The organism is Rhodococcus sp. no. 34 (assembly GCF_054589475.1).
Window position 1 is genome coordinate 452,175 of sequence record NZ_BAAILK010000047.1, and the last position, 24,685, is coordinate 476,859.

Genomic DNA, 24,685 nt, shown 5'->3' on the forward strand with positions numbered 1-24,685 from the left:
TGCCCCGCCCACGTGCGGCAACAGCTCGAATCAGCAGGATCTCAACTGTTTCTGCCGAGTTGTCTGATCCATCCGCGGGTATCGGCCGGATCGATGACGTCGTCCAGTTCGAACGTGGTCGCCGCCATCAGCGCCTTGCCCTGTGCGTAGGCCAGTTCTACGAACTGACCGAACAGCGTTTCCCGAGCCACCGGATCTTCGACGGACTCGAGTTCCTTGCGGAAACCGAGACGCACAGCACCTTCCAGACCCATCGGCCCGATCTCGCCCGTCGGCCACGCCACCGTGAACTCGGGGGCGTGGAAGGAACCACCGGCCATCGCCATCGCGCCCAACCCGTAACCCTTGCGCAGGATGATCGTTCCGAACGGCACCGTGAGGCGAGCACCGGCAACGAAGAACCGGCCGAACCTTCGGACCGTCGCCTCCTCCTCCGAATCCGGACCCACCATGAATCCCGGTGTGTCGCACAGGGTCACCAGAGGGATGCGGTGCGCTTCGAGCAGTTCCAGGAAATCCGAAGCCTTGTCCGAGGCTTCCGCGTCGATCGCGCCGCCGAGATGCTCGCTGCTGTTCGCCAGCACACCGTACGGAACTCCTTCGACACGAACGAGTGCGGTGACTACACCGCGTCCGTAGTCTCGACGCAGTTCCAGGACGCTGTCGACGTCCGCGATTGCGTCGATCGCTCCACGAACGTCGTACGAGCGCAGGCGATTCTCCGGCACCACATGCCGCGAGAGCCGCGGATCCGGAGCCGTCCACTCTCCGCTCGCACCCTGGAAGTAGCCGAGGTACTGCTTGGCCAGCGCCACCGCATGAGCGTCGTCGTCAGCGACCAGGTGTACGACGCCGTTGCGGCGCTGGACGTCGATCGGGCCGATGTCCTCGGGGCGGAAGTTTCCGAGCCCGCCGCCCTCGACCATGGCAGGACCACCCATCCCGATGTTGGCGTCCGGTGTCGCGATCAGGACGTCGCACGCGCCGGCCAGGGCCGCGTTGCCCGCGAAACAGCGCCCGGACACGACGGCGACCATGGGCACCCGCCCGCTCAGCGCCGCCATGGCGCGGAAGGTTCCCAGCTCGAGGCCCGCCCCGGCGCCGGCGTCGGTGTCACCGGGGCGACCGCCGCCACCTTCCGCGAACAGCACTACCGGAACTCGCTTGCGATCGGCGATCTCGAGCAGGCGGTCGGTCTTGGCGTGATTGCGCATGCCCTGGGTACCGGCGAGCACCGAGTAGTCGTACGAGATCACGACGCTCTCGCCGCCGCTGATGGTCGCGACTCCGCCGATCAGTCCGTCAGCGGGAGTGTTGGCGATCAGGTCTTCCTCGCTTCGCCGACTGCGCTGCGCCGCCAGCGCGAGCGCGCCGTACTCGACCAGGCTGTCGTCGTCGACCAGGTCGTAGACGTTCTCGCGAGCAGTCCGGCGTCCCAGCTTGTGACGCTTCGCCACGGCTGCGGGCCGGGCCGGGTCCAGGGTCACCTCATGGCGAGCGATGATTTCGGCGAGGTCGGGACGGACGTCGTCGAGGTCCACCTCGTCGACCTCGGCGAGCTTCGATCCTGCGCTTGCACTACGGACGACGAGCAACGGTTCGCCCGCGCCCACCGACCTGCCCGGTGACGACAGGACCCGGACCACTTCGAGATCACCGGGCGCCGAGAGAACATGCTGCATCTTCATCGCCTCGAGGACGGCAACCTGGCCACCCGCATGGATGCCGTCACCGACTGCCGCGAGTTCGACGACGATGCCCGCCATCTGTGCACGGACCACATCCTCGTCCGGTGCCACGTCCACAGACGAGGAGGGCGTTTGTGGGCCCACTTCGGGGACGAGGTCCGCCAATCGAGAACCCAACCAGTCGACGTCGACCAGGCCGTCGCGGAAGTCCTTGTCCGACAGTATTGCCTGCAGAAATTCGAGGTTGGTCGCTACACCGTCGATGGCGAACTCACTGAGAGCAGCAATCGACTTACGCACCGCGGCAGGGAAATCCGCTCGACGCGTGTGGGTGATCACCTTCGCCAAGAGCGAATCGTAACGCGCACTCGGCGAGAGTCCGACCGTACCGAAGGTATCCACGCGCACACCGGGCCCGCCCGGAGGAGTGAAGTTGTCGAGCGTGCCCGAGGAGGGCAACGCATTGCCGTCCGGCGTCATGGTTTCCATGTTGACGCGGGTCTGGATCGCGATTCCCGAAGCGTTTGCCACGGATCCGACTGTCTCCGAGCCCTTCTCGACAGCGATGATCCCTGTTGGCAGTTCCAGGTTCTCGAACGGAACTCCGTCCGCGATCGCGAGCTGCACGGCGACGAGGTCGACTCCGGTGACCTCCTCGGTCACCGTGTGCTCCACCTGAATTCGGGGATTGACCTCGAGGAAGACGAAGCCGCGTTCCTCGACGAGGAACTCGACCGTCGCGATGCCGCGGTAGCCGACCTCGGCGCACAGCCTCGCCGCCGCAGCGTGAAGACGCTCGCGCAGGGCCCCCGACAGCCCCTGCGCGGGCGCAACCTCGATCAACTTCTGATGGCGACGTTGGACGCTGCAATCGCGGTCACCCAGAGCGAGCGCGTGGGTTCCACCTTGCCCCGGTGCCGCCACGATCTGCACTTCGATGTGCCGAGCGTGCTCACTGAGTACCTCGGCGAACAGTGCCGAACTGCCGAATCCCGACTGGGCTTCGGCCGCACACACACGGTACGCGTCGTCGAGTGCTTTCGGGTCACGCACCGCGCGCATGCCGCGGCCACCGCCGCCGCTGAGCGCCTTGATCATGATGCCGCGGGAGTTGCGCTCGAAGAATTCACGCACCTCGTCGAGGTCGGCGTTCGCCGATGTCGACGGCAGGACCGGTACGCCGGAGTCGACCGCCGCAGTGCGGGCGCTGGCCTTGTCGCCGAAAGTCCGGAGAACCTGGGCGTCCGGGCCGACGAAGACGATGCCCGCCTCGGTACACGCCTGCGCGAATTCGGCATTCTCACTGAGGAATCCGTAGCCCGGGTGCACGTGCGTGGCGCCCGTTTCGGCCGCGATCTTCAGCAGTGCGCTCTGATCCAGGTACGCGGATGCGCCCGACGCTCCGAGCGGCACCGACTCCGTGGCCGCCGCGACGTGCGGACTGGACGCGTCGTCCTCGGCGTACACCGACACCGTCTCGATGCCGAGTTCACGGGCAGTTCGAATGATCCGCAGCGCAATTTCGCCGCGGTTCGCAATCAGCAGTCTCACTTGTCCCCCTGAGTGCGCTCGAACAGATCGCCCTTGCGCACCTTTCCTGTCGCTGTCATCGGAAGCGCCTCGAGCACTTCCACTTCGGGCACCTTGTACGTGGCCATGTTCTCCTTCGCCCACGAGACGATCTCGTCGGCCGCAGTGTCGGAACCCTCGACCAGTTGGACAAACGCAAAAGCCACCTGCCCCTTGTCCGGGTCCGGTTTCGGCACCACCGCAGCCTTTTCGATCGCCGGGTGCAGCATGAGCAGCGCTTCCACCTCGGAGGGAAAGACACTCATGCCGTTGGTCTTGATCATTTCCTTGTTCCGCGCCAGATAGTGCAAACCGCCACGCTCACTGAACTTTCCGACGTCACCGGTCTGCAGCCAGCCGTCACGGATGGCGTCGGCGGTGGCCGCCTCGTTGCGGTAGTACGCGGAAAGGATGGATGGGCTGCGCACGATGATCTGCCCGTGCTCGCCGACGGGAACCGGCCTGCCGTCGTGATCGACGATCAGAACGTCGGTGCCGGGCACCGGAATTCCGCAGAACACCGGCTCGCTTTTCAGGTCGTAGTCGCCGTCCTGGAAGCCGAGGGTGATCGTGTCCGCGGTGTGGGTTTCGGTCATGCCGTAGCTCGCTTCGCGCAGAACGCCGCCGGTAGCCTCGCGCCACCGCTGGCGCGTGGCCGGATCGAGTTTGAGAACGAACGAAACTGCCATGACGTTCTGGAGTGTCGAGAGATTTCGCTCCGCGAATCCTGGCGTGTCCATCAGTTCGACGTAATTGTCGACAGTTCCGACCAGCGAGGTCACGCCGTAAGCCTCGACAGCGTCGAGCGTGGTCTCCGCATCCCAACGATTCAGCAGGACCACGGTTCCGCCGTTGACGAGCGGAACCAGGATGCCGAAGTCCTCACCTGCGATCCAGAAGATCGGCAGAAACACCAGGGACACCGGCGGATTGGCACCCACCTGGTCACCGCCCGCAAGCGTCGCGGTGGCCGCGGTGTAAACCATGTGGCGCTGAGTGTGCTCACAGCCCTTGGGCATTCCCGTCGTTCCGCCCGTGTAGTTCAGGGCGGCGAGGGAATCGAGTTCGGTGGCGACAGGAGTCGCCCGCTCACTGGTGATGATCGACTGCCAGTCGCTCAGGCGCGGATCGTCCACCTCGAAGGGCAGTTCGACGGTCGGGATCGCGGTCAGCATGTCCGACACTGCGGTCTTCGCGACGTGTTCGAGCGGAGTCTGGGAGCGAACCTTCTTCACCAACTTCGAAAAAGTGTTCTGCGTCAGAAGAACCGTGACGCCCGCATCGTTGAGTTCGTGAATCAATTCGTGTTCACGGAAGAGCGGATTGATCGGCACGTGAACCGCGCCGACCTTCAGAATGCCGAGCATCGCGATATGGAACTGCGGGCAATTGACCAGGTGAACGCCGACGCGATCGCCGCGTTCGACTCCGAGTGACAACAGCCATCCGGCAAAACGATCCGAAAGCTCGTCGTATTCGGAATACGTGATGACCCGGCCGTAGAAGACGATGGCAGGAGTATCCGGCCGCTCGATCGCCCAATGCCGCAAGTAATCGACAAGTCCCCCACCTTCGAGCGGATACTCGACGGCGCGGGGAATGCCGGCGGGCCAATGCGCTTGTTGCAGCGCAGAGATCTCCGCCAGAGCCGCTTCGAGCACGTCTTGTTCTGCCACCGATCACTCCATTCGTAAAAGAAATCTATTTCGACTCTTCGAACCCGATCAACCGCTCGGACATCGTCGTCATATCTGCAATGAACTGGTTCTGCTCTTCGACACTCGCCTTACTCAGTCGTGCTCCACCGGCCATCTGTGCGTCCGAGATCATCTGAACGAGCACCGGGGGCGAAACACAGGGATCTACGTCGTGAACCCGTCGAATCCGTTCGACAAACCGGACGTAGCGGCTCACGAGCTTTTCGCGAACCGCCGACCAACTGCGCTCGACCTCGGAATCCACCCGCGCCCGATGCTCGATCACCGCGAGCAGGTCACCGTAGGTGTACACGGCCGTGATGAACGCCGACGTGGTCGTTCGGAGAACTTCGCGTAGATCCTCGGCCGCCGGGCCCTCCATGTGCTGAGCGTCGAGGAAGCGTCGGCACATCATTTCGGCGACGGCGCGGAAGACCTCGTCCTTGGACGAGAAGTACGCGTAGAAGGTCGCCCGGGACACATCAGCCCTGGTCGTGATCGTCTCGACGGTCACGGCGTCGTATCCGAGTTCGCCGAAGCAGAGGGCAGCGGTGTCGAGCAGTCCGGCACGGCGTGGACCGTCCCCGAGCTTGCGGGCTGTCCGCGCTCGCTCCTGCGTTTCGCTGGTGGTCACCGTCACATTGTGTGTTGACGTTGACGTCAATGTCAAGAATCGCAGTCCCGACGACCGACTTCGGCCTTTTGTTCGGGTTGCCCTTTCACAGCCCATATATCTGGTGTAAGACTCTGCCTCTAATGCTTTTCGCCTTTTCCAGAAGGAGTCAGTTCCGTGCCGGAAGAATCCGCGTCACCCTCCTATTCCACGATCAAGGAAACAGTTGCAGCTTTGATGCCGACTCTGGAGTCGGAACTAGTCGAACTTGTTCGCATCCCGTCGATAGCGACCGAGGGTTTCCCCAGCGAACCCCTCTTCGAGGCTCACGATCTGATCGTTTCTCTACTGGAAAAATCCGGAGTCACGAAAATAGAGAAACTCGAAATAACAGGTAAAACCGCGCCCGTCATCATTGCGACAGTGCCCGGCCCCGCCGGATCCCCGACGGTATTGATGTATTCGCATTACGACGTCGTTCCCGCCGACGACGTCGAACTCTGGGATTCTCCGCCTTTCGAACCGAGCAAGCGTGACGGCGCGATTTACGGCCGCGGTACGGCAGATTCGAAGGCAAATGTCATCGGCATGATCGGTGCACTTCGAGTCTTCGACGGAAAGCCGCCGGTGACGGTCAAGCTCGTCATCGAGGGCCAGGAAGAATTCGGCAGCCCCTTCGACAACTATCCGCCGGAAGCCCCTGAATTATTTGCGGCCGACGCAATGGTCATCGCCGACGTCGGCAGCGTTCGCCCCGGATCACCGACCCTGACCGTCGCACTGCGCGGATCCGCCCAGGTGATCGTCGAACTCACCACTCTCGGCGCCGACAAGCACAACGGCCTCTACGGCGGCGCCGCACCGGACGCCCGCCTCGCGCTCATCCGCGCACTGGCGTCGCTGCACGACGACAACGGTGACGTGGCGATCGACGGCCTCCTGCGCGAACCGTGGACCGGCAGTTCATACACCGAGGACGAGTTCCGCACCCTCGCCGAGATCCGTGACGGGCTTCCGCTGCTCGGAACCGGCGGCATCGGCGAACGCATCTGGTCGGGCCCGGCCATCACCGTGACGGGAATCGACGCTCCCCCTGTGGACGGTGCGGTCAACGCCGTCGCAAGCACGGCCCGCGCCGTGATCAATCTGCGCGTACACCCGCGCCAACCTGCCACCGAGGCGCAGGCTGCTCTGGTCCGGCACCTGGAAGGCCTGCGCCCCTTCGGTTTGCAACTGACCGTCACCGCGGGAGAAACCGGCGACGGGTTTGCGGCAGCCGAAGGTGGACCGGCCTTCGACGCGGCATTGTCTGCACTATCGCAGTCGTGGGGTGAGCCGGCCGGGCTGATGGCAGGCGGCGGCTCGATCCCCCTCGTGATGGCCTTGGATACAGCAGTGCCCACCGCCGAGAAGCTGTTGTTCGGCGCCACCGACGGTTACGCGAACATCCACGGCCCCAACGAACGCGTCCTGCTCGACGAGCTCGAGAAGGCCGTCGTCGCCAAAGCACTGTTCTTCCAGGAGTACGCCGACACCTTCGAGGGGAAGAAATGAGCACCGAAACCGACACGGGGTCCGCACCTACTCCGGCCAAGAAGAAGTTCGAGTTCCCCGGCGCGGTCACGATGCTCGCGATCGTCACCGTCCTGGTATGGATTGCGGCACTGTTCATTCCGGCCGGACGCTTCGGCGTCGACGTGGACGGCTCACCCGTCCCCGGCAGCTTCGAAACCGTCACGTCTCCGCTGTCGTTCTGGGAACGAATCCAGCAACTGATCCTCTCCCCCGTCAACGGCCTCTACGGCGTCCAGGATTCGATCACCGGGTTCGTCGACACCGACAACATCGGACGGCTCTTCGGTTCGGTCGGCGTAGTCCTCTTCATCATGGCGCTCGGTGCGTTCATCTCGGTCAGCTTTGCCACCCGCAGCCTGGAAACCGCTGTCTCCCAGCTGGCTACCAAGCTCAGCGACAAGGGCTGGTTGCTCATCACCGTCATCATGGTGCTGTTCTCGCTGCTCGGTTCGACAATGGGCTTCTCGGTCGAGACGTTCGGCTTCTACGCCCTGCTCATCCCGCTGATGACGGCACTGGGCTACGACCGCATGGTCGCGGCCACCATGATCATCCTCGGCGCTCTGGTCGGAAACATGGCGTCGACCGTCAATCCGTTCTCGATCGGCGTCGCCTCCGGTGAGGCAGGCGTCTCCATCGGTGACGGCATCGTACTGCGCGTGATCCTGTGGATCGTATTGACCGCTGTGGCAGTGGTATTCGTTCTCCGCTACGCCGCAAAGGTGAAGAAGGATCCGTCCAAGTCGCTTGTCGGTTTCGACATCGCGGACGACGAAGACGAAGAGCCGGCCGAGCCGGTGGACATCGACGGCAAGCTCACCGGAACTCAGAAGCTGGTACTGCTCATCACCGGACTCACCTTCGGACTGATGATCTTCTCCGTCATCCCGTGGTCGAGCATCTTCGGCGCCACCACCGGTCCGGCCGAGTACGACGCGTATCACGTCACGGCAACCGAGCCCTACTGGTTCGAGTTGAACTGGTGGTTCCCGCAATTGGCGATGCTGTTCATCCTCGCCGCCGTTCTCGTCGGCATAGTCGCGAAGATGGGTGAGAAGAAAATCGTCTCCCTGATCACGCGTGGAGCCGGCGACATGGTCGGACCGGCGATCGTCATCCTGCTCGCTCGCGGCGTCTCGGTGATCATGACCAACACCGAAACCCTCGACACCATCCTCAACGCGATGGAGCAATTGGTCAGCGGCGCTTCGGCGGGGGTCTTCGCGATCCTGGTGATGCTCGTCAACATCCCGCTGGCGTTCCTGATCCCGTCCAGTTCCGGTCACGCCACCCTGGCGATGCCGCTGCTCGCACCGCTGGGCGACTTTGCCGGAGTCAGCCGAGCACTCGTCATCACCGCCTTCCAGATGGGCCACGGCCTGATGCTGATGGTTGCCCCGACCAACGTCGTCGTTGTCGGCGGGTTGGCCATGGCGAAGGTCGGCTACGACAAGTTCCTGCGCTTCGTCTGGCCACTGCTACTGATCAACTTCGTGATCGTTGTCGTGGTGATCGGCGCAGCAGCGGTATTCGAGTAGTTCAGGCGTGGTGGGCCTCGCGTGCCGCCGTCTCCAGACGGTCGGTGTACTCGGCCCACCACGCCTCATCACCGGGAGCCAGATTGTTGTCGCCCGGCTTCATCCCAGCGGCGCCGTCGATCAGCTCCCGCACGATGTCCGCGTGGCCGGCGTGCCGATGGATCTCGGTGACAACGTGAACGAGTATCCGGTGCAATGTGACGTCGCGACGATCCTCCGGCCAGTGCTTCACGAAGCCGGGGGCGTCCAGATCGTGCTCCTCGATCGTGGCGTCGGCGAAAGCCCAGGTGCGGCGATAGGTTTCGACGATGTCGGCAGTGGACTCGTCGGCGCGGGCCCACATGTCGACGTTGAGTTCCTCCGAACGCAACCACGCGGGGAGATCGGGAACCCGACGGCCGAACGTAGGACCGAAATACCCGAGCTCGACGCCGATCATGTGTTTGACCAGACCCAACAAGTTGGTCCCTGTCCGGGTCATCGGGCGCCGAATGTCATACTCCGACAGCCCGTCGAGCTTCCAGACGAGCGCATCACGTGCTGCCTGCAGGTACCGCTGGAGATCTTCCTTTTCCGAGTTGGTGGTCATGAAACCAACCTAAACCGAGTGGAGCAGACATTGACAGCGGTCGAGGATCTGACCGAGGTTGCCTCCCGGGCCGTCGCCGCCGAGCGTGACGCCCGGTCGGTGCGCTGGCACAACCCGGCAGCCGTCCGCAAGGCTGCCGCGGCCGTCCGTGATTCGCTCGACGACGAACGATCAGCGCTGAGCCGACCGTCGTACAGCGGGTTGTCACCGTCGCCGCACATGGCGCGCCAACTCGAACTGATCACGACGTTGCAGCCGCCACTGCCCGCCGACGCCGGCATCGGCACCGCCGCGCAGGCCGAGGCCGACGCCGTCGCCGCGGTGACCACCGCACGGATAGCCTTGCGCGCCGCCCACCTTGCGGTTCTCGAAGCACGCGTCGCCGCGCTCGATGCCGGTGACACCGATACCGTCGCCGCCGCGATCCGCGGTTACGTCCCGCTGAACTCGGGCAACCCCGTCGTCCGGCACGTGCAGGATCTCGGCTCCCGGATCCGTGAGGAAGCACGGCACGTGGTGAGTGGTAAGCCTCGGTCGATCGCGTTTCGGCTGGGGCTGAGCCTCGGAATGGGCTTGGCGTACCTGGCATTCATTCGCCTCTTCCAGTGGGACGCCAAGGAAGATCGACTGCCTTATCTTGCGCTGTACGCACTCTCGGGTGTGGTCGGAAGCGTCGTGTGCACCAATGCGCTCAGCTTCGACGCCGGCCGCGTCCGTGCTGCGTTGTCCGGTGGAACCAGGCTCTGGCACGTACTGGTCGCGAAGAACGCGGTGATGCTGCTTCTCGTCGGCAGCGCCGGGTTCCTGCTCAGCGCCGTCCTCGCGTGGCGCTCCGGAAGCAGTGCCGAACTGGTGAAGGCGTGCGGCCAGGTGCTGACCATGATCCTGCTCTGGTTGGGGGTCGCGAACGTGATGTCGGTGAGCTTGCCGCTGCGGGCAGAACCGATGACGGCGCGGCGCCACGACGGCACGTGGAAGCAGTTCCTGCTGTCCTTCGTCATCTCGTACGGTGTCGGACTGATCGTCAATCTGATGCTCTACTGGCGCGTCTGGGCAAAGACGACGCTGCTCGAGCAGATGGGCGGTCCGTGGATTCCGGTCCTGCTGCTCCTCGCGAGCGCGGCCGCGACGTGGCTGTTGCTGACCGTGCTGGCCGTACTCCTGGCCGAGCAACCGCGCTTCCGTCGCGCCTTGCACCGGGAGATGGTGGTCTACCGCGAAGAAACCAACCACTTGCAGGCGACCATTCAGCACAATTCCGGCTAATGTAGCCGTGCGTGGCTGATCCGGGCACGTCGCGAGTACACGCAGTGTCGAGGAAGGCGTGACCCATCATGTCCGTAAAGCCTGGCGCGGCCGCCACAACGGCCGCCGTGAGCACCGCCTCCTGGCTACCACTCATCGTGGTGGTCCTCACCCAGATTCAGGCGTCGTTCGCCGTCAACGCCCTGACCGTCTCGATGGCCGGCATCACCACCGATCTCGACACGCCCGCAACAAGTGTCGGCACCGCGATCACCGCGGGCACCTTCGCCATGGCTGCCTTCATTCTGTTGGGGGCCAAGATCGGCGCCCGTTACGGAACGCGTCTGGTCTTCCAGATTGCCGTCGCGATTCACGGCCTCGCAATGGCCGCGGTCGCCCTGAGTCAGAGCCCGGCAATGCTGTTCGTGGCGCAAGCTGCATCCGGCGCCGTGATCGCCCTCATCGCTCCCGCGTTGACGGTCTTCATCGCCACGAACTTCAGTGGCGATCAGCAGGCAAAGGCCATCGGTTACCTGGCAGCAGCAATCCCGGCGGCCGGTGTGCTGGCGCTGCTCATCGCCGGTTCCTTCGCGACGACGATCGGGTGGCGATACTCGTTCGCCCTCGTCGTGGCTCTCGCGGTGGTCAACCTGATCCTGAGCTTCCGGGTCAAACCTGTTCCCCCGCAGAAGGACATCACCATCGACTGGGCCGGCGCCGCCATTGCTGCCGTTGCCGTCATCCTGCTCAGCTTCGGTTTCAGCGGCCTGAACTCGTGGGGCGTCATCCTGGCCACCGACGCTGCGCCGTTCTCGGTCATCGGTGTTTCACCCGCGGCCATCCTGATCGTCCTCGGCACCATCTGCGCGCAGGGATTCTTCCAGTGGACGCGAAGCCGCAAGGCGCAGAACAAGCCTCAGCTCTTCAACCTCGACGTCCTCAAGACCGGCGCCGAGCGCGCCACCACGATCTGCATGGCGACGATGATGTTCGTGGGAACCGCGGCCAACTTCCTCATTCCGCTGTACATGCAGATCATCCAGGGCCGCAGCAGCTTGCAGACGTCGTTCTCGATCATCCCGTACACACTTTCGATCTTCATCGCGAGCACCGTCGTCGCGCGTCTGTACAAGACGTACTCCCCGCGTCTGATCGCACGAGCCGGGTTCGTCGTCGTTGCCGCTGGACTCATCTTGTTGGCCTTCACCATTCGTGGCGACTGGCATCAGATCTTTGTCGTCATCGGACTGATCACCCTCGGCCTCGGGCAGGGCGCCATCGTTGCGCTGGTGTTCAACACCCTCCTCACCGCAGCTCCCAAGGAACTGGCCGGCGACGTCGGTGCCTGGCGGGGACTGGTACACAACATGTCCGGCAGCGTCGGCATCGCGGTGGCCAGCGTCTTCGCCGTCGGAATCCTGGGTACCCTCGTCAGCTCGCAGCTGATCGACAACCCCACCATCCCGGCATCACTCAAGGTCGAGTCCGGGATCAATCTCGACCAGGTCAACTTCGTCCCCAACGATCAACTCGTCGTGACGCTCGAAAACACCTCGGCGACACAAGCACAGATCGACGAAGCCATCCGGATCAACACCGAAGCGCGCTTGCGCGCCCTGCGAACCTCGCTACTCGTCCTCGCCGGACTCTCCCTGCTCGCCATCATTCCGGCCGGCCGCATGCCCGACGAAGTACCTGCTCTGGAAGAACCGCAACCCACGAAGGGCAAGAAGTAACCGATGTCCAACCAAGACCAATTCGGTCCGATCGAATACGTTGCCGTCGAGTTTCCCGGCGGTGCACCGACCTCCGCAGGATTCGAGCAGCTGCTCACTCTCGTCGACTCCGGCGTGATCCGCATCCTCGACCTCGAGTTCGTCACCAAAGCCGCCGATGGATCAGTGGCCGTCGTACCGGCATCGACCTTCGAACTCGCAGATTTCGATCTGGCGCAGTTCGACGGCGCAGCCTCCGGACTGCTCGACGCCGGCGACATCGCCGCCGTTGGTGACGAGTTGGCCACCGGTAGTGTTGCCGCCGTGCTCGTTTACGAGGAACTGGCCATACTGCCGGTGATCGACGCGTGGACACGCAGCGGCGCAAAGATTGTCACCGAAGGTCACCTGAGCTTGGACGAACTTGCCACCGCACTCGACAACACCGCACCAGGCAATACGGAGAAGGACGCATGAGTTTCTTGAGGCGAGCCGGCCGGGTAGCCGTCGCAAGCTCCATTCACGGCAATGTTCAGCGCCGTCAGCGGACCCGTTGGGCCGCCGAAGATCAGGCTCGCGCAGCGCAGGCCCAGCCGGTGCCGCCGATTCCCGATCTACCACCCCTGCCACCGCAGGCAGCTCCGGCAGCATCGATGGACTTGAAGCTCGAACAGCTCACCAAGCTGGGCGAACTCAAGAATGCGGGAGTATTGACCGAGGCCGAGTTCGAGACCCAGAAGGCACGTATTCTCGCCTGACCTAGCTGCGCCTCCCGAGTGCAAAAGCCATGACGGGAAGCTGCGTCGTCGCGAGATTCAACAGAGATGCCACTCGCGCATCCGTGAATCCTGCGATGGCGCAGCCCGCAAGTCCCATCGCCTCGGTCACGAGGTACAGATTCTGAACCAGCACACCGGCATCCACGTGCATCGTGCGGTAGTGCCGCATCGCGTACTTCTCAAGTGGCGCTTCGACGTCGGCGACCACAAACAGAAGAACCGGGAACACGTCGACGAACTCGGGTTGGAGCAGGCTCGCTCGAAGGTGCTCTCGCACGTCGCCTGGCCGGACAGCTTCGGCACGGCCTCGGGCATATCGGTATACCCCGGCTCCGAGCTCGTCTCCGGGTCGGCTGAGAACAAACGACAGCGTCAGTTCGCGCATCCCGCCCGCCGTCGGGCTGCTGACAACACTGTGGTGCAACACGTTTGACAGCTCGCCTGCTCGGAGTACCGTCTGTGCGGGGTCGTAGCGGCTCCGTCGTGCCTGCAAGACGTCCGCGAACCCGCAGGCCGGCAGTGGCGTCGCGGCCGGCAGTTCCACGGATTCACACGTCACCGGCGGCAGTGCGTGCTCGTCGAACGGTAGCTCCGACGGACTCACCGTCCGGTCCAACACTGCATGCAGCGATACGACGGCCTCGATTCGCTCGAGTGCGGTCACGAACCCGGGTGCAGCAGGCGAGACACCTCGCCGGCCCCGTCGATCGAGACCAACTCGCCGGCGAACCACGCCTCCGGAACGGCAAAGATCGCATTCGACGCCGCGGCGGGGGTTCCGGCAAATGCCGTCCGCGCAGCATCCAGGGTGGATTCCCGAGCCGACTCGGTGGAGTAGACGACGAGGACAGCCTTCGGCGACTTCGCGAGCACCGATTCCGTGGCTACCTGGCCGAAGTACTTTCCGTCGGGAAGGTCGTTCTCGAAAAGATTGCTTCCCCCGGCGGCCTCGAGCACACTGCTGTAGAGGCCCCTGGCCAGAGCATAGGACTGTCCCTCCGAAACCTGAACCATCACAGTGGGAACCGGCTCCTGCCCGGCGACAGATGCCTCGGTTGCTGCGAGGGACTTCTTGCCGTCGGTCAGGAGGGTTGCTGCCGCGTCACTTGTTCCGGTCAAGGCGCCGAGACCGTCGAGGTCGGACCAGACGTCGTCGATCCGCCCCTCGGTGACGGCCTTGTGGCAGTAGCCGCTGTTCACGAAGATCGGGATGCCGAGGTCACGCAATTCGTCCATGGTCTGCAATCGGTCACCGTCGAACCAGTATTCCCCGTCGGAGACGATCAGATCCGGACGGGCGTCGAGCAATGCTTCTTTCGCGGGAACTCCGGTGCTCAGTACCGGCACGGCCGCGAACTGATCAGCGAGTTCGGGGCTGGGAGGAGAGAGGTCGGTATTCGATTGTCCGACAATGCGGTCGGCGGCGCCGAGCTGAATGAGAAGTTCCGTCATCGACGGATACAGCGAGACAATCCGCTCCGCCGTCTTGGGCACCGTGACCTCGCGATCACAATTGGTGACGGTGATCTTCTCGGACGCCGACGCCGCCGAATCCGCCGTGGAGTTTCCGCATGCGGTCAGTACTGCAGTGGCGGTAACGGCCGAGCACATCAGCGCGGCAGTACGTATCGAGGATTTCAAGACACTGCTTCTTTCGTGTGTAGGAGCGGAGGTGCGAACGAGAGCAGGGGGCGCCCGGTCAACGGATGAGTGCCGAGATGCACCTGAACCCCGAATACTTCGGACAGCAGGTCCTCGGTGAGGACCTCGGCCGTTGGTCCTGTCGCGACAACTACCCCGCCGGAGAGCAGACAGACGTAGTCGCAATACGCTGCGGCCAAAGCGAGTTCATGGATCGCGACAATCGTCGTGGTACCGAGTTCGGCGACCAATTCCATCAATTCGAGTTGAGCACGGATGTCGAGGTGGTTGGTGGGCTCGTCCAGGACCAGCACCGACGGTTGTTGAGCGATCGCCCGGGCCAACATCACACGCTGTTTTTCTCCGCCGGACAGTTCGGCGAAGAGACGTGATCCAAAGCCCTGCATGCCGGTTCGCACCAGTGCGGCGCTGACGATGTCTCGGTCGATCTCGCCGATTCGAGAGAACGCGCTGTGATGCGGCGTCCGACCCGTTGCAACCACCTCGCGGACACTGAACGAGAAATCGGATGAATGCTCCTGCCCCACAACACCGATGATGCGTGCCGCCGATCGAGGCGAGAGATCGTCCCAAACATTCACCTCGTCCACCTTCACGATTCCGCTTCGAGGCTTCATCGAGCGATACAACGCGCGCAGGAGGGAGGACTTTCCACTGCCGTTCGGTCCGACGAGTCCGACCACGCTTCCCTCGGGCGCTTCGAGGTCTACACCCGAAACCACGAGGCGTCCGCCCCGAACGACGTGAATTCCGCTGGCCGACAATCTCATGACTGCGCACCGCCGTCCCGTCGAAGCAACCAGAGGAAGAACGGTGCACCCAATCCGGCGGTGATGATCCCGAGTGGTAATTCGTTGGGCGCATCCAACATCCGAGCCGCAAGATCGACGATCACCAGGAAGGTGGCACCAACCAACGCGGTCGCGGGGAGCAGCTTGCCGTGATCGGAACCGACCAGAAGTCGTACGGCGTGCGGCACGAGCAGCCCCACGAAACCGATTCCCCCGGCGACGGATACGACAACCGCGGTCAGCAACGACGCGATCACCAGTAGTAGCAACCTGGTACGGCGCACGTCCACGCCGACCGATTGCGCGCTCTCGTCTCCCATGGCCAACGCGTTGAGTTGGCGCGATTGTGTCAACAGAATTGCCGCACAGACGGTGATCACCGCGGCGGGCACACCGAGATCCGACCAACTGGCCCCGCTCACCGAGCCCAGCAACCAGAAGAGCACTCCCGAAAGCTGACTCGGATCGGCGCGCAACTGCACAAAACTTGTTGCAGCCGAGAGCAGATAGCCGATGGCAACTCCGGCCAGGACCATGCGCAGCGGGACGAGCATTCCCTCTCGCCGACCCAGTACGAGAACCGCGATCAGGGAGATCATGGCCCCCAGGAAGGCTGCCACCGGGACACCGATCGACAGGCCGGTGCCGATGCCGGTCGTCATGATCAGTACTGCACCGAAGGATGCTCCGGAACCCACGCCCAAAATGTACGGATCGGCAATCGGGTTGCGCACCAACGCTTGCAGCACGGCGCCGGCCAACGACAATCCGGCGCCCGCCAATGCCGCTATCAGAATGCGCGGTACCCGCAATCCCCACACGATCCGATCGAGCAGCGGGTCGACCGGCGGACCGCCGACGTGTGCGTACAACACCGCGAACACGTCGGCAAAGGACACCGACGCGGCACCCGACCACACCGCGACGGTGGAGACCGCGACAAGCACAACCGCCGTGGCCAACAGAAACGGGACGTACCCGCGCTCGCCGACGGGATGTGGACGCGACGGCACTCGTGGTGCTGCCTCGCTGGTCAGCGTCATCGCACTCCTGAGTCGGTGGGGTTCGCAGTCATGAACAGGTGGATCTAATCATAACGACAGTCGTTTTCATTAATAGTCACATGCTCATCTGTGCGGGTAAGGGTCGGTCCGCAGCGCGCTCGCCCACGCGAATAGCGCCCCGACCAGCGCAAAGATGCACGCAACGAGGTAGGCGGTGCCGATGTCCCAGCGTCCTGCGATTGCCCCGGCAATCAAGGCGCCGACCGGCGAACCACCCCAGGCGACCATCCTCGCCGTGGTGTTCACGCGCCCCTGCAGACGATCCGGAGTCAGGCGCTGACGTGCACCGATGCCATTGAGGATGGTGACGGTCGCACAGCCGGAGTAGACGACGAGCGCCGTGATCGCGGCGCCGGTATTGCCGGTTGTCGCAACGACGAACAGCACCACCGGGCCGATGGTCAGCGCCCCGACCGTGATCGCCCCGACCGGCCACTGCGCCGGTAGGCGTGGGAGCAAGACTGCCCCGACCACTCCACCCACGGAGACGGCCGTCCACACGGCGCCGATCATCGGACTCGACGTCGAAATCCCAAGCCTCTCGGATGCGTACACCACCAGGAGCGCCGTAACCGCACCCTGCGTCAGCGAATTGACGAAGCCGACGCCGGTCAAGGCCCGCAGAAGCGGCGACTGCCAGAGGAAGTTGAGGCCTTCGCGTATGTCACGCGCAATTCCGGTTCCCGACTTCTTCGGCGCCGCAGGAGTAATCGAAAACGAGGCTCCGATCGAGGCCATGGCCAGCCCGGCCAGTACGTAAGCCAGTGCATCAGCACCCAATGCGTAGGCCGGGCCGATCGAGGCCACGAGCACGCCGGCTATCGCCGGAAAGACAACATCGATCAGCGTGCTGGACGTCCACAGCGCGCTGTTGGCCGCCGGTATCCTCTGCCGACCGACCAGAGCAGGCAGCGCTCCGAAAGCAGCGGCGTCGAACCACACGAAACACGTTCCGATGCACATCGATACGCCGACGGCATGCCACGCCGTCAATACGCCGAGTGCCTGCGCTGCCGGAATACTCGCCAAAGCAAGTGCAGCTAGGGCCTGCGCACACAGGATGACCGTCCGCCGGTTGACTCGGTCTGCCACGGCGCCGGCGAACAAGCCGAACACGAGATACGGCAGAACCGTCCCCGCAGCCGCGAGCGAGGTGAGAAACGGAGACCGGCTGATGTCGAACACCAGGATCGGCATGGCCACTCCGGTGACCGCCGCACCGGCTACGGCAATCGTACGAGCCGTGAAGAACAATCGAAACGATCTGTCCCGAAAGACATGTGGTTGCGCTTCGACGGATCCCGTCGTCGGGGTCTCGCTCATGTATGCACTCTCTTGTACCTGTTGCTCTCCGTGGCGATCTTTCGTACGGTGGCATCGTAATGGAAATGGTTTCCATTACGGAAGGGATGACAATGAGCAACATTTCGTTCGACAGCATCTCCAACTCGGCTCCGGCCAATGCACTCCAGGGCGTCGGCACCAACGCTCTCGTCGACAACCCGTTCACCTTCGAGCCGGTTGCCGAGGCAACGTCCGCACACGCCCTGCAGGGTGTGGGCACCAACGCCCTCGTCGACAACCCGTTCAGCTTCCAGAGCTGAAACCTCCCCTGATCCAGACTGTTCCGACAGTCTGATCTGCCGATGACCCCGCCCGCATCCGACTCGTCGGGTGCGGGCACCGACAAGGAGATCCGTGTACGCCCTCGCCGACGGACACCAGCTGTATCCGACCACGGACGGTGTTTGGCATTACCTGACACCGGACGAGAACGCGGTCACGATCGGCGCGCCGGCCGAAGACCTCGCGGAACTCGACAACTTTCTCAGGCGCTCTGGTTCGGTGCTCGGCCCGGGAGCTATCGAGATCGCCGACGCCCTCGTCTCTCGCGGCGTGCTGGCTGTTCCAGGTCAAGTGCCAGAGATTCCGCGCCCACAGCGTGTGCTGATGGACGGGATCGGGCCCGTTGCCGATGCTTGCATCGCCCTGCTCTCCAAGGCTCTTCCGCATCTCGAGGTCGTATCCACTACTGCGCCAATCGAAGACGACGTTGCGTCTTCGGACCTCGTACTGTCGGTTGCCGGTGCTCCTCCTCACGACGAGTGGTCGGAACTCGATACCTGGTGCCGCCGAAACCAAACACCGTGGCAACGCGTCCACGCGGAGCTGGGTGAGATCTGCATCGGACCCTTCTTCGACGGTATCGGCAGCGCAAGCTACCGGGACGTCTGCGGTCGACGGCTTGCCGCGTCGCGCGTCCCGGATCATCTGCAGGCACTGTGGAATCACCTCGCCGGCAGCGAACCTCGCCCGCTCGAACTTGAACCCACCGCAGCCGCAATGGCCAGTGCGCTTGCATGTTCGGACGTCGTGGCTGGTGTACATGGCGCACCGCCATCACACCTTCACCACCAGATCCGGATGAATCCGCGAACCCTCATGATGACTCGCCATCCCGTGCTACCACTGCCCGGCGGCGTTCTCGAACCCGCGCCGACGCTCCGGTGATCTCACTCGGCGTGAAGATCCCGGCAGCAGACGGTTCTTCGTTGGCTACGGATGTGCTTCTCCCACCGGATTCTTCACCGCGGGGACTGATCGTGATCCGCACCCCGTACGGGCGTGGATGGCATCTGGCGGAGGGGATCGAATGGCGATTGCGAGGAATTGCCTTCATCTGTCAGGACGTACGTGGACGGCACGATTCCACCGGATCTTGGGAACCCTACGTCCACGAGCGCGAGGACAGCGCCGCCCTGGCCGAGTGGCTGCAGGATCAGCCGTGGACACCGGAGTGCGTCATCGCGAGCGGGGCTTCGTATGCGGCAGGAACCGCCTGGGCATTTGCTACCGAGACCAACAGCGCCGATCGGTCATTTCGTGTAGACGGCGTCGTCTCCAAGGTGCCGACCATCGGAAGCGACCGCGTCAAACGTGATCCCTCGGGGATACTTCTCCTCGCCGAGCATCTGGCGTGGTGGGGCGAGCACGGAGATTCGTCTTCCTCTCGTGAGGGTTTCATCCCTGCCCTGATGCGCTCGGATTCGTCTTTGCTGGAACATCTCCCGGTGCAGTCGATGATCGAGGAGGTTGGTCTGACCTCCGATTCACCGGGCTGGTTGACGCCGATCCTTCGCGCTCGTAAACGCGAAGACTTCGGTGGCGATGATCTGGTGTCCGCGGACGAACTCTCCGAACTCGACATCGCCGGGCTGCACATCGGCGGTTGGGACGATGCGATGATTCGGGAGACACTGCGGCACTTCACGTCCGTGGGGCGCGGGCCGCAGAGTTTGATCGTGGGCCCCTGGGCGCACGACCTCCGCCCTGGAAGGGTCGGCGAGACAAGTTTCGGCCGCCTTCAGGTCGAGTGGATGGAATCGGTATTCGCTGCGCGGCCCCTGACCATCAATCGGGTATTCGACCGGGGTGTCGGCGAATGGTCGACCGAACCGTTTGTCACGGGTGCGAATCGCGTTCATCTCGAACCAGATCGGAAGGATGCGGCCTACAGCTTCCTGTATGACGCCTCACGGGACCGAAACAACTGTGTTGTCTTGACTTTCGATATCAAGCACGACTCCGTACTCTCCGGAACACCATCGGTGGAGCTGAAAGTGCATTCACCCGAGGGCGAAGCCGATTGGATCGCCGAACTGAGCGTCGTAGATCCCGCTGGAGTTACCAGATCGATCGCACGTGGCGCGGGTGTCAGCCTGCAGCCGACGATGGTGACCATCGATCTGGATCCCGTGTTGCACACTGTGCGCGCGGGTGATGTCTTGTCGCTGCGGATCGCCGGCTCGGACTTCCCCCGCCTCGCACGCAATCTCGGAGACGGTGATCGCTATCGAGGAACACGCAGTACCGCACTGCACCAATCATTTTCCGGGTCGTTGACCCTGCCGATACTCGGAGGAACTGACGGTGGATGACTTGCTGGTCGACGCCCGGAGCGGCGTGCTGACCTCACTGGAACCACACATTCGCTCGGACATGCCGACGGGCTGGGTCGGTTGGGCCGCGAGGGTGGCCGACACCAGAAACTTCGGCGGCAGCGGTTCACTGTTTCGCGCGGACCCTTACGGATTCGGGGCTTCGATACGCAACGATGCAGCGGCCCGCGGGGCGGCAACCGGTGAGGCCGTCGAAAGATATTGCGGCAACATGGTCCCCGAGGATCTGGTCCGCAGCAGTGCATCAGCGCTGGAACTGGCCGGCTCACGGGTCGTCGATCCGGCGAAATTTGCGTTGTACAGCGAGGATCAGTACCGCCTTCCCGGATTCCCCTTTGTTCCCTTCACCTCTGATCTGAACATTCGCTGGGCATTGGGTCACACCATGGACGAAAAGGTGCCCACCTACGTGCCTGCGGCCCTGACTTATCTCGGGTACTACACAGGCACCCGTCGCTGCGAGCCACCGATCGCGTCGTTGCAGTACGCCGGAATCGCAGCGGGACGCTCACGCGACGAGGCCGAGATGTCAGCTCTGCTGGAACTTCTCGAACGCGATGCCACCGCGCTGTGGTGGTGCGGGGACCGGTCACAGCCGGCGATCGAGCTTTCCGACTGGGAGCGGTTGCCTGCGCACCGCCAACTCGGGGATCTGGAGAGCCAGACCCGGAGCGTTCGAGTGCTGCTGCTTCCCTCCCCCTTCGGCATTCCCGTCGCCGCAGCGTGGATCCGCGATGACCGACGTGGACTGGTCGCGCTGGGCACAGCTTGTCGACCGACGGTGGAGGCGGCAGTCTCAAAGGCGCTTGTCGAGGCGTATGCCGTACTTGCCATCACGATCGACCTCGCCGACCCCGACGGGCCGACCTGGCGCAGCGTGGCGGACGGAACGCTGCCGGCGCACCTGTACAAACCCTTTCGGGCCGACCGTCGTTACCGGGACGAGTTCGATCCGCAATGGAAAGACATCGTCGATCTGCCGACCGTCGCCCAACTCTATCTCGATCCCGTGATGGCCCTGGCCGCAGAGGAACATCTCTTCGACTACACCGAAACACTCTCGGTATCAGAGATTCCCGACGAAGCGCCGTTGGATCTGGCTTCTCTCGTAGCGCTTCTGATGTCACGGGGACACCAGCCGATTTCCGTCGATCTCACCACCGGCGACATCTCGATTGCCGGGTTGCACGTCGTCCGCATCCTGACTCCGGGCCTGTACAACAACGCCCCAGCAGCTTTTCCCCTTCTTGGAGGTAGCAGATTGACCAGCGCATCGACCACCCATCTGCATCTGCCGGTCCCCCTCGCATGACATCTTCGCTCGTCGACCGCCGAACTGGGATCATTCGAGAGTTGGTCGACGCCGTTGTTCCCCAGCACTTTCCGCCCGAGTTCAAGCTGATTCACTCGTATGTCAGTGATTCAGCACGCTTTTCACCCTGGTCCAGTGACTCGGCCGGCGCCGGATATTGCTTCGATCTGGGTGACCGTGCGCGGCCTACCGCAGCTGCGATAGGCGAAGCGGTGGAACGGTATTGCGGCAACATCGTCGCCAAACCGATCGTCCGCGGGTCGGCCGAAGCGTTGATCGGAGCAAGCATCGACCTGTCACAACTCGCGCGTTTCGACACTGCCCAGTACGCGCGGCCACAGTTCCCGTTCGTCGAACCAACCGACGATCTGGAGATGGACTGGACTCGCGGAGCCGACCTGATCACGGGTTCGGATATCTGGGTACCGGCCGAACTCGTCTGGGGTTCGTATCCTCATTTCGTCGCCCGGACGGGTCCGGCGATCTCTCCGGTGGCTCAGGCGGGTCTCGCCGCCGGACCCTCGGTGAAGTTCGCAATCGACAATGCCTTGCGCGAGATAGTCGAACGAGACGCGATGACGTTGTCCTGGAACGGAAGACGCGGCGTTCGGATCGTCACCGGCATTCCCGAGGTGCTTCGGCGACTGGGGAATCACGGCACCCTCTCGACCAGGTGGTTGTCATTCGACAGCGATTTCGGGATCCCGGTGCTCGGCGCCCTCGTCCACGACGGACTCACCGGATACTCGACCATCGGTACCGCCTGCCACGAAGAAGCGCAGACGGCTGCGTTCAAGTCACTCGGCGAAGCGCTTCAGCTGCAGCTGCTTTCCGCCGACTACGACAACCCGCAGAGCGGCATCGGTCGAGCCGCGGCCTCCCCGACCAGTCCGCTTGCGCCTTGGCGAGCTGACCGAAGCTATGCAGGCGCCTACCGATCGGATTTTGCCGACGTGATGGACTACGGATGCCACTTGCAACTTCACCTGGACCCGAAGATCCAAGCACGATTCGAGAGTGAGCTGGTCGGTGCCGTCGTCGGCGAGGTGGGACTCGACTCTCTGACATCAGCCGCCGGCACCGAAAGCGCTCTGACGGCAGCCGGTTTCCGGCCGGCATGGGTCGATCTCACCACAACTGATGTTCTCCACGCCGGCCTGCACGTCGTCCGCGTCGTCGTACCCGGTTGTCTCACCAATGCGGCCGCCGGATTGCCGTTTCTCGGCTCGCCCCGACTAGTGGACAGTCTTGCCGGACGATCGGCTCGCACCATCCCATTGCCGCACTGACAGTTCGGGAACCGCCGCTTGCAACGACTCGGTGGTTTCCACCGCGTGGAACCACGTCGGCTTCGAGATCGCGGCATCCCGAATCACCTGCACGGCGCGCGCGGCGATAGCTGCCGTCGCGACCGACTGGCTACGCCCCGAAACCCACAGCGCCGGGCCGGTATCCGCTCGGGCCATCGCTACCCAACGATCCGAGCCCCACAGCTTCTTCGGCACGACCTTCTGTAGCGCGGGTGCCCACGTCATGGCCGCAAGTCCGAGCGTCGCGGTGGACGTGTCCAATCGCAGGTACGTCCTGACCGGAACACCGAGGTCTCGCGTCAACGCATGCTGGTCCGAAAAGTCGGCCCGCACAGCAGGACCGGTGCGGTAGCCGGTCGCATCGGCCGGTATTCGAAACGTCTTCATCCCGGTGTAGTTGCGGACCGATCGTCCGTCGGGATCAGGAAACCTCGTGCCCAACATCCCGTACGTCCACGCCGTTGCGGCCGGCCCGTGTAGTTCTCCACCGCCGAGGCCGATCAGGATGTCCACGGGTCCGTCGCCGAGTCGATGCGCCTCGGTTGCAAGGACACTGGTCAATCCCGGCGCCAACCCGACGCCCATCAGAACGGGTCCGTCGACCGCTTCCAATTCTTCGCAGTAGCTCGAGGTCGCCGTGATGTCGACGAATGCCGCCCCACCGCGTACCGCTTCGTCGGCCAGGCGAACATCCTCGAAACCCGACGCATTCACCACGACATCGAAGTCTCGAACCACAGTCGAATACGCGCCTGGTTCTTTAAGATCAACGACGACGTCCGCGCGGGCAGGGTCACGGCCGGCGGAGTACGCGGAGATTTCGGGGACCTTCGCGAGTTGTTTCATCAGGGGAATCCCGACGGCACCGTAGCCACCGAGTACAAGAACCTTCGTCATTACTTCGCCTCCCGAGTCGCTAGAGTTCGACTCTAGAGTTAGACTCTAATCATGACTGAGGTTCTTCGGGAAGACACGTCGGCGCGGCGCAAGATCATCGAGGCAGCGCGTGAGGTTTTTGTCGATCCCGGCTACGCGGCCGCCACGATCAAGCAGCTTGCCGCGGCGGCGGGCGTGTCGGTGCAGAGTGTCTATTTCGTGTTCGGCAACAAGCCGAGCGTGCTGTCAGCACTGCTCGACGTGGCCGTTGCGGGCGACGAGGAAAAGACGGCAACTCTCGACCGTCCGTGGGTGGCGGCAGCACTAGGCGCCCCACATCCACTCGGGCAACTCCGGATTCAGGTTCACCACGGACGGCTCATTCTGGAGCGCACCGCAGACATCCTGTTGGCGCTGCGGGCTGCCGCTTCCGCCGACGAGGACGCCGCCCGCCTGTGGCAAATCAACCGCACTCAGCGACGCACGGTGCAGGAACATCTGATGGTCGGCATCGTCGAAAAAGCGCCAACCGTCGACCTCGAAACAGCCGTGAACGTCGCACTCACGCTGCTCAGTCCCGAGACCTACACAGACCTCGTGGTCGGCGCGGGTTGGACCGGCCAACAGTACGAAGAATGGGTGGTCAACACCCTTGCCGCCACCCTCGGCCTGGACCGAACCGTCAAATCCCGGAAGTAGCTGG

At 63.6% G+C, this 24,685-nt stretch carries 22 protein-coding genes; 12 read left to right on the plus strand and 10 right to left on the minus strand.

All coding sequences use genetic code 11. The features are described from left to right. Positions 1 to 41: 41 nt before the first annotated feature. Genes ACYP01_RS27790 through ACYP01_RS27800 form a run of 3 tightly spaced genes read right to left on the minus strand, consistent with a single transcriptional unit; the run spans position 42 to position 5,594 of the window. Positions 42 to 3,239 (minus strand): carboxyl transferase domain-containing protein, encoded by a 3,198-nt coding sequence (locus tag ACYP01_RS27790; RefSeq protein WP_459683255.1) that lies wholly within the window; start codon positions 3,237 to 3,239, stop codon positions 42 to 44. Continuing rightward, the gene (locus tag ACYP01_RS27795; RefSeq protein WP_459683257.1) at positions 3,236 to 4,933 is read right to left on the minus strand and encodes an AMP-binding protein; all 1,698 of its coding nucleotides are present in this window, start codon (positions 4,931 to 4,933) and stop codon (positions 3,236 to 3,238) included. The genes ACYP01_RS27790 and ACYP01_RS27795 overlap by 4 nt, the downstream gene beginning before the upstream one ends. Before the next feature lie 25 nt (positions 4,934 to 4,958). Beyond that, the gene (locus ACYP01_RS27800) at positions 4,959 to 5,594 is read right to left on the minus strand and encodes a TetR/AcrR family transcriptional regulator (protein WP_054828442.1); all 636 of its coding nucleotides are present in this window, start codon (positions 5,592 to 5,594) and stop codon (positions 4,959 to 4,961) included. A gap of 150 nt (positions 5,595 to 5,744) precedes the next feature. Between ACYP01_RS27800 and ACYP01_RS27805 the strand changes: the two genes are divergently transcribed. Together ACYP01_RS27805 and ACYP01_RS27810 are read left to right on the plus strand one after the other, a co-directional pair. Continuing rightward, positions 5,745 to 7,121: a M20/M25/M40 family metallo-hydrolase gene (locus ACYP01_RS27805; RefSeq protein WP_459683260.1), complete on the plus strand. Its 1,377-nt coding sequence runs from the start codon at positions 5,745 to 5,747 to the stop codon at positions 7,119 to 7,121. Continuing rightward, the gene (locus ACYP01_RS27810) at positions 7,118 to 8,680 is read left to right on the plus strand and encodes a YfcC family protein (RefSeq protein WP_050657054.1); all 1,563 of its coding nucleotides are present in this window, start codon (positions 7,118 to 7,120) and stop codon (positions 8,678 to 8,680) included. The genes ACYP01_RS27805 and ACYP01_RS27810 overlap by 4 nt, the downstream gene beginning before the upstream one ends. A 1-nt stretch (position 8,681) precedes the next feature. Here ACYP01_RS27810 and ACYP01_RS27815 read toward each other — a convergent pair whose 3' ends face one another. Further along, positions 8,682 to 9,269, minus strand: coding sequence for a DinB family protein (locus tag ACYP01_RS27815; protein ID WP_047272725.1), 588 nt, complete (start codon positions 9,267 to 9,269; stop codon positions 8,682 to 8,684). A gap of 18 nt (positions 9,270 to 9,287) precedes the next feature. Here ACYP01_RS27815 and ACYP01_RS27820 point away from each other — a divergent pair, with 18 nt between their 5' ends. The 4 genes from ACYP01_RS27820 (at position 9,288) to ACYP01_RS27835 (ending at position 12,987) form a co-directional block, all read left to right on the plus strand. After that, positions 9,288 to 10,535, plus strand: coding sequence for a hypothetical protein (locus tag ACYP01_RS27820; protein ID WP_047272724.1), 1,248 nt, complete (start codon positions 9,288 to 9,290; stop codon positions 10,533 to 10,535). A gap of 68 nt (positions 10,536 to 10,603) precedes the next feature. Next, the gene (locus tag ACYP01_RS27825) at positions 10,604 to 12,250 is read left to right on the plus strand and encodes an MFS transporter (protein WP_054188693.1); all 1,647 of its coding nucleotides are present in this window, start codon (positions 10,604 to 10,606) and stop codon (positions 12,248 to 12,250) included. A 3-nt stretch (positions 12,251 to 12,253) separates the two neighbouring features. Then, positions 12,254 to 12,706, plus strand: a complete 453-nt coding sequence (locus ACYP01_RS27830; RefSeq protein ID WP_007735911.1) for a DUF6325 family protein — start codon at positions 12,254 to 12,256, stop codon at positions 12,704 to 12,706. Continuing rightward, on the plus strand, positions 12,703 to 12,987 hold the full coding sequence (locus tag ACYP01_RS27835; protein WP_007735909.1) for an SHOCT domain-containing protein: 285 nt from the start codon (positions 12,703 to 12,705) through the stop codon (positions 12,985 to 12,987). Before ACYP01_RS27830 ends, ACYP01_RS27835 begins: the two co-directional genes overlap by 4 nt. A 1-nt stretch (position 12,988) precedes the next feature. On the opposite strand, the gene ACYP01_RS27840 is transcribed toward ACYP01_RS27835, so the two are convergent. The 5 genes from ACYP01_RS27840 to ACYP01_RS27860 form a co-directional block, all read right to left on the minus strand. Then, a complete protein-coding gene (locus ACYP01_RS27840; protein WP_459683265.1) occupies positions 12,989 to 13,672 on the minus strand; it encodes a SagB family peptide dehydrogenase in 684 nt (227 codons plus the stop codon). Next, a complete protein-coding gene (locus ACYP01_RS27845; RefSeq protein WP_210377915.1) occupies positions 13,669 to 14,649 on the minus strand; it encodes an ABC transporter substrate-binding protein in 981 nt (326 codons plus the stop codon). Before ACYP01_RS27845 ends, ACYP01_RS27840 begins: the two co-directional genes overlap by 4 nt. Next, positions 14,646 to 15,440: an ABC transporter ATP-binding protein gene (locus tag ACYP01_RS27850; RefSeq protein ID WP_030535877.1), complete on the minus strand. Its 795-nt coding sequence runs from the start codon at positions 15,438 to 15,440 to the stop codon at positions 14,646 to 14,648. Before ACYP01_RS27850 ends, ACYP01_RS27845 begins: the two co-directional genes overlap by 4 nt. Beyond that, positions 15,437 to 16,504: a FecCD family ABC transporter permease gene (locus tag ACYP01_RS27855; protein ID WP_042453275.1), complete on the minus strand. Its 1,068-nt coding sequence runs from the start codon at positions 16,502 to 16,504 to the stop codon at positions 15,437 to 15,439. Before ACYP01_RS27855 ends, ACYP01_RS27850 begins: the two co-directional genes overlap by 4 nt. 84 nt (positions 16,505 to 16,588) lie before the next feature. After that, positions 16,589 to 17,848, minus strand: coding sequence for an MFS transporter (locus ACYP01_RS27860; protein ID WP_065456373.1), 1,260 nt, complete (start codon positions 17,846 to 17,848; stop codon positions 16,589 to 16,591). Between the two features lie 92 nt (positions 17,849 to 17,940). Here ACYP01_RS27860 and ACYP01_RS27865 point away from each other — a divergent pair, with 92 nt between their 5' ends. The 5 genes from ACYP01_RS27865 to ACYP01_RS27885 all read left to right on the plus strand — a co-directional run bounded on the left by ACYP01_RS27865 (position 17,941) and on the right by ACYP01_RS27885 (position 23,085). Further along, positions 17,941 to 18,129 (plus strand): streptamidine-related RiPP repeat protein, encoded by a 189-nt coding sequence (locus ACYP01_RS27865; RefSeq protein ID WP_047272767.1) that lies wholly within the window; start codon positions 17,941 to 17,943, stop codon positions 18,127 to 18,129. A 94-nt stretch (positions 18,130 to 18,223) separates the two neighbouring features. Beyond that, complete coding sequence (locus ACYP01_RS27870; RefSeq protein ID WP_047272718.1) at positions 18,224 to 19,036, plus strand: hypothetical protein; 813 nt, start codon at positions 18,224 to 18,226, stop codon at positions 19,034 to 19,036. Then, complete coding sequence (locus ACYP01_RS27875; protein ID WP_065456374.1) at positions 19,033 to 20,463, plus strand: CocE/NonD family hydrolase; 1,431 nt, start codon at positions 19,033 to 19,035, stop codon at positions 20,461 to 20,463. The genes ACYP01_RS27870 and ACYP01_RS27875 overlap by 4 nt, the downstream gene beginning before the upstream one ends. After that, positions 20,456 to 21,796, plus strand: a complete 1,341-nt coding sequence (locus tag ACYP01_RS27880; protein WP_459683271.1) for a YcaO-like family protein — start codon at positions 20,456 to 20,458, stop codon at positions 21,794 to 21,796. The genes ACYP01_RS27875 and ACYP01_RS27880 overlap by 8 nt, the downstream gene beginning before the upstream one ends. Then, on the plus strand, positions 21,793 to 23,085 hold the full coding sequence (locus ACYP01_RS27885) for a YcaO-like family protein (protein ID WP_064113845.1): 1,293 nt from the start codon (positions 21,793 to 21,795) through the stop codon (positions 23,083 to 23,085). Before ACYP01_RS27880 ends, ACYP01_RS27885 begins: the two co-directional genes overlap by 4 nt. Here the strand turns inward: ACYP01_RS27885 and ACYP01_RS27890 are convergent. Beyond that, positions 23,032 to 24,003: a saccharopine dehydrogenase family protein gene (locus tag ACYP01_RS27890; RefSeq protein WP_037130941.1), complete on the minus strand. Its 972-nt coding sequence runs from the start codon at positions 24,001 to 24,003 to the stop codon at positions 23,032 to 23,034. The genes ACYP01_RS27885 and ACYP01_RS27890 overlap by 54 nt on opposite strands. Positions 24,004 to 24,054: 51 nt before the next feature. Here ACYP01_RS27890 and ACYP01_RS27895 point away from each other — a divergent pair, with 51 nt between their 5' ends. Further along, positions 24,055 to 24,681: a TetR/AcrR family transcriptional regulator gene (locus ACYP01_RS27895; RefSeq protein WP_003943606.1), complete on the plus strand. Its 627-nt coding sequence runs from the start codon at positions 24,055 to 24,057 to the stop codon at positions 24,679 to 24,681. The last annotated feature ends 4 nt before the right edge of the window (positions 24,682 to 24,685 follow it).

Bases quoted from the DNA above. Each gene is read 5' to 3' on its own strand.
- ACYP01_RS27825 (WP_054188693.1), top strand. From the start codon at position 10,604: ATGTCCGTAAAGCCTGGCGCGGCCGCCACAACGGCCGCCGTGAGCACC.
- ACYP01_RS27860 (WP_065456373.1), bottom strand. From the start codon at position 17,848: ATGAGCGAGACCCCGACGACGGGATCCGTCGAAGCGCAACCACATGTC.
- ACYP01_RS27850 (WP_030535877.1), bottom strand. From the start codon at position 15,440: ATGAGATTGTCGGCCAGCGGAATTCACGTCGTTCGGGGCGGACGCCTC.
- ACYP01_RS27835 (WP_007735909.1), top strand. From the start codon at position 12,703: ATGAGTTTCTTGAGGCGAGCCGGCCGGGTAGCCGTCGCAAGCTCCATT.
- ACYP01_RS27895 (WP_003943606.1), top strand. From the start codon at position 24,055: ATGACTGAGGTTCTTCGGGAAGACACGTCGGCGCGGCGCAAGATCATC.
- ACYP01_RS27885 (WP_064113845.1), top strand. From the start codon at position 21,793: ATGACATCTTCGCTCGTCGACCGCCGAACTGGGATCATTCGAGAGTTG.
- ACYP01_RS27890 (WP_037130941.1), bottom strand. From the start codon at position 24,003: ATGACGAAGGTTCTTGTACTCGGTGGCTACGGTGCCGTCGGGATTCCC.
- ACYP01_RS27855 (WP_042453275.1), bottom strand. From the start codon at position 16,504: ATGACGCTGACCAGCGAGGCAGCACCACGAGTGCCGTCGCGTCCACAT.
- ACYP01_RS27810 (WP_050657054.1), top strand. From the start codon at position 7,118: ATGAGCACCGAAACCGACACGGGGTCCGCACCTACTCCGGCCAAGAAG.
- ACYP01_RS27865 (WP_047272767.1), top strand. From the start codon at position 17,941: ATGAGCAACATTTCGTTCGACAGCATCTCCAACTCGGCTCCGGCCAAT.
- ACYP01_RS27830 (WP_007735911.1), top strand. From the start codon at position 12,254: ATGTCCAACCAAGACCAATTCGGTCCGATCGAATACGTTGCCGTCGAG.
- ACYP01_RS27815 (WP_047272725.1), bottom strand. From the start codon at position 9,269: ATGACCACCAACTCGGAAAAGGAAGATCTCCAGCGGTACCTGCAGGCA.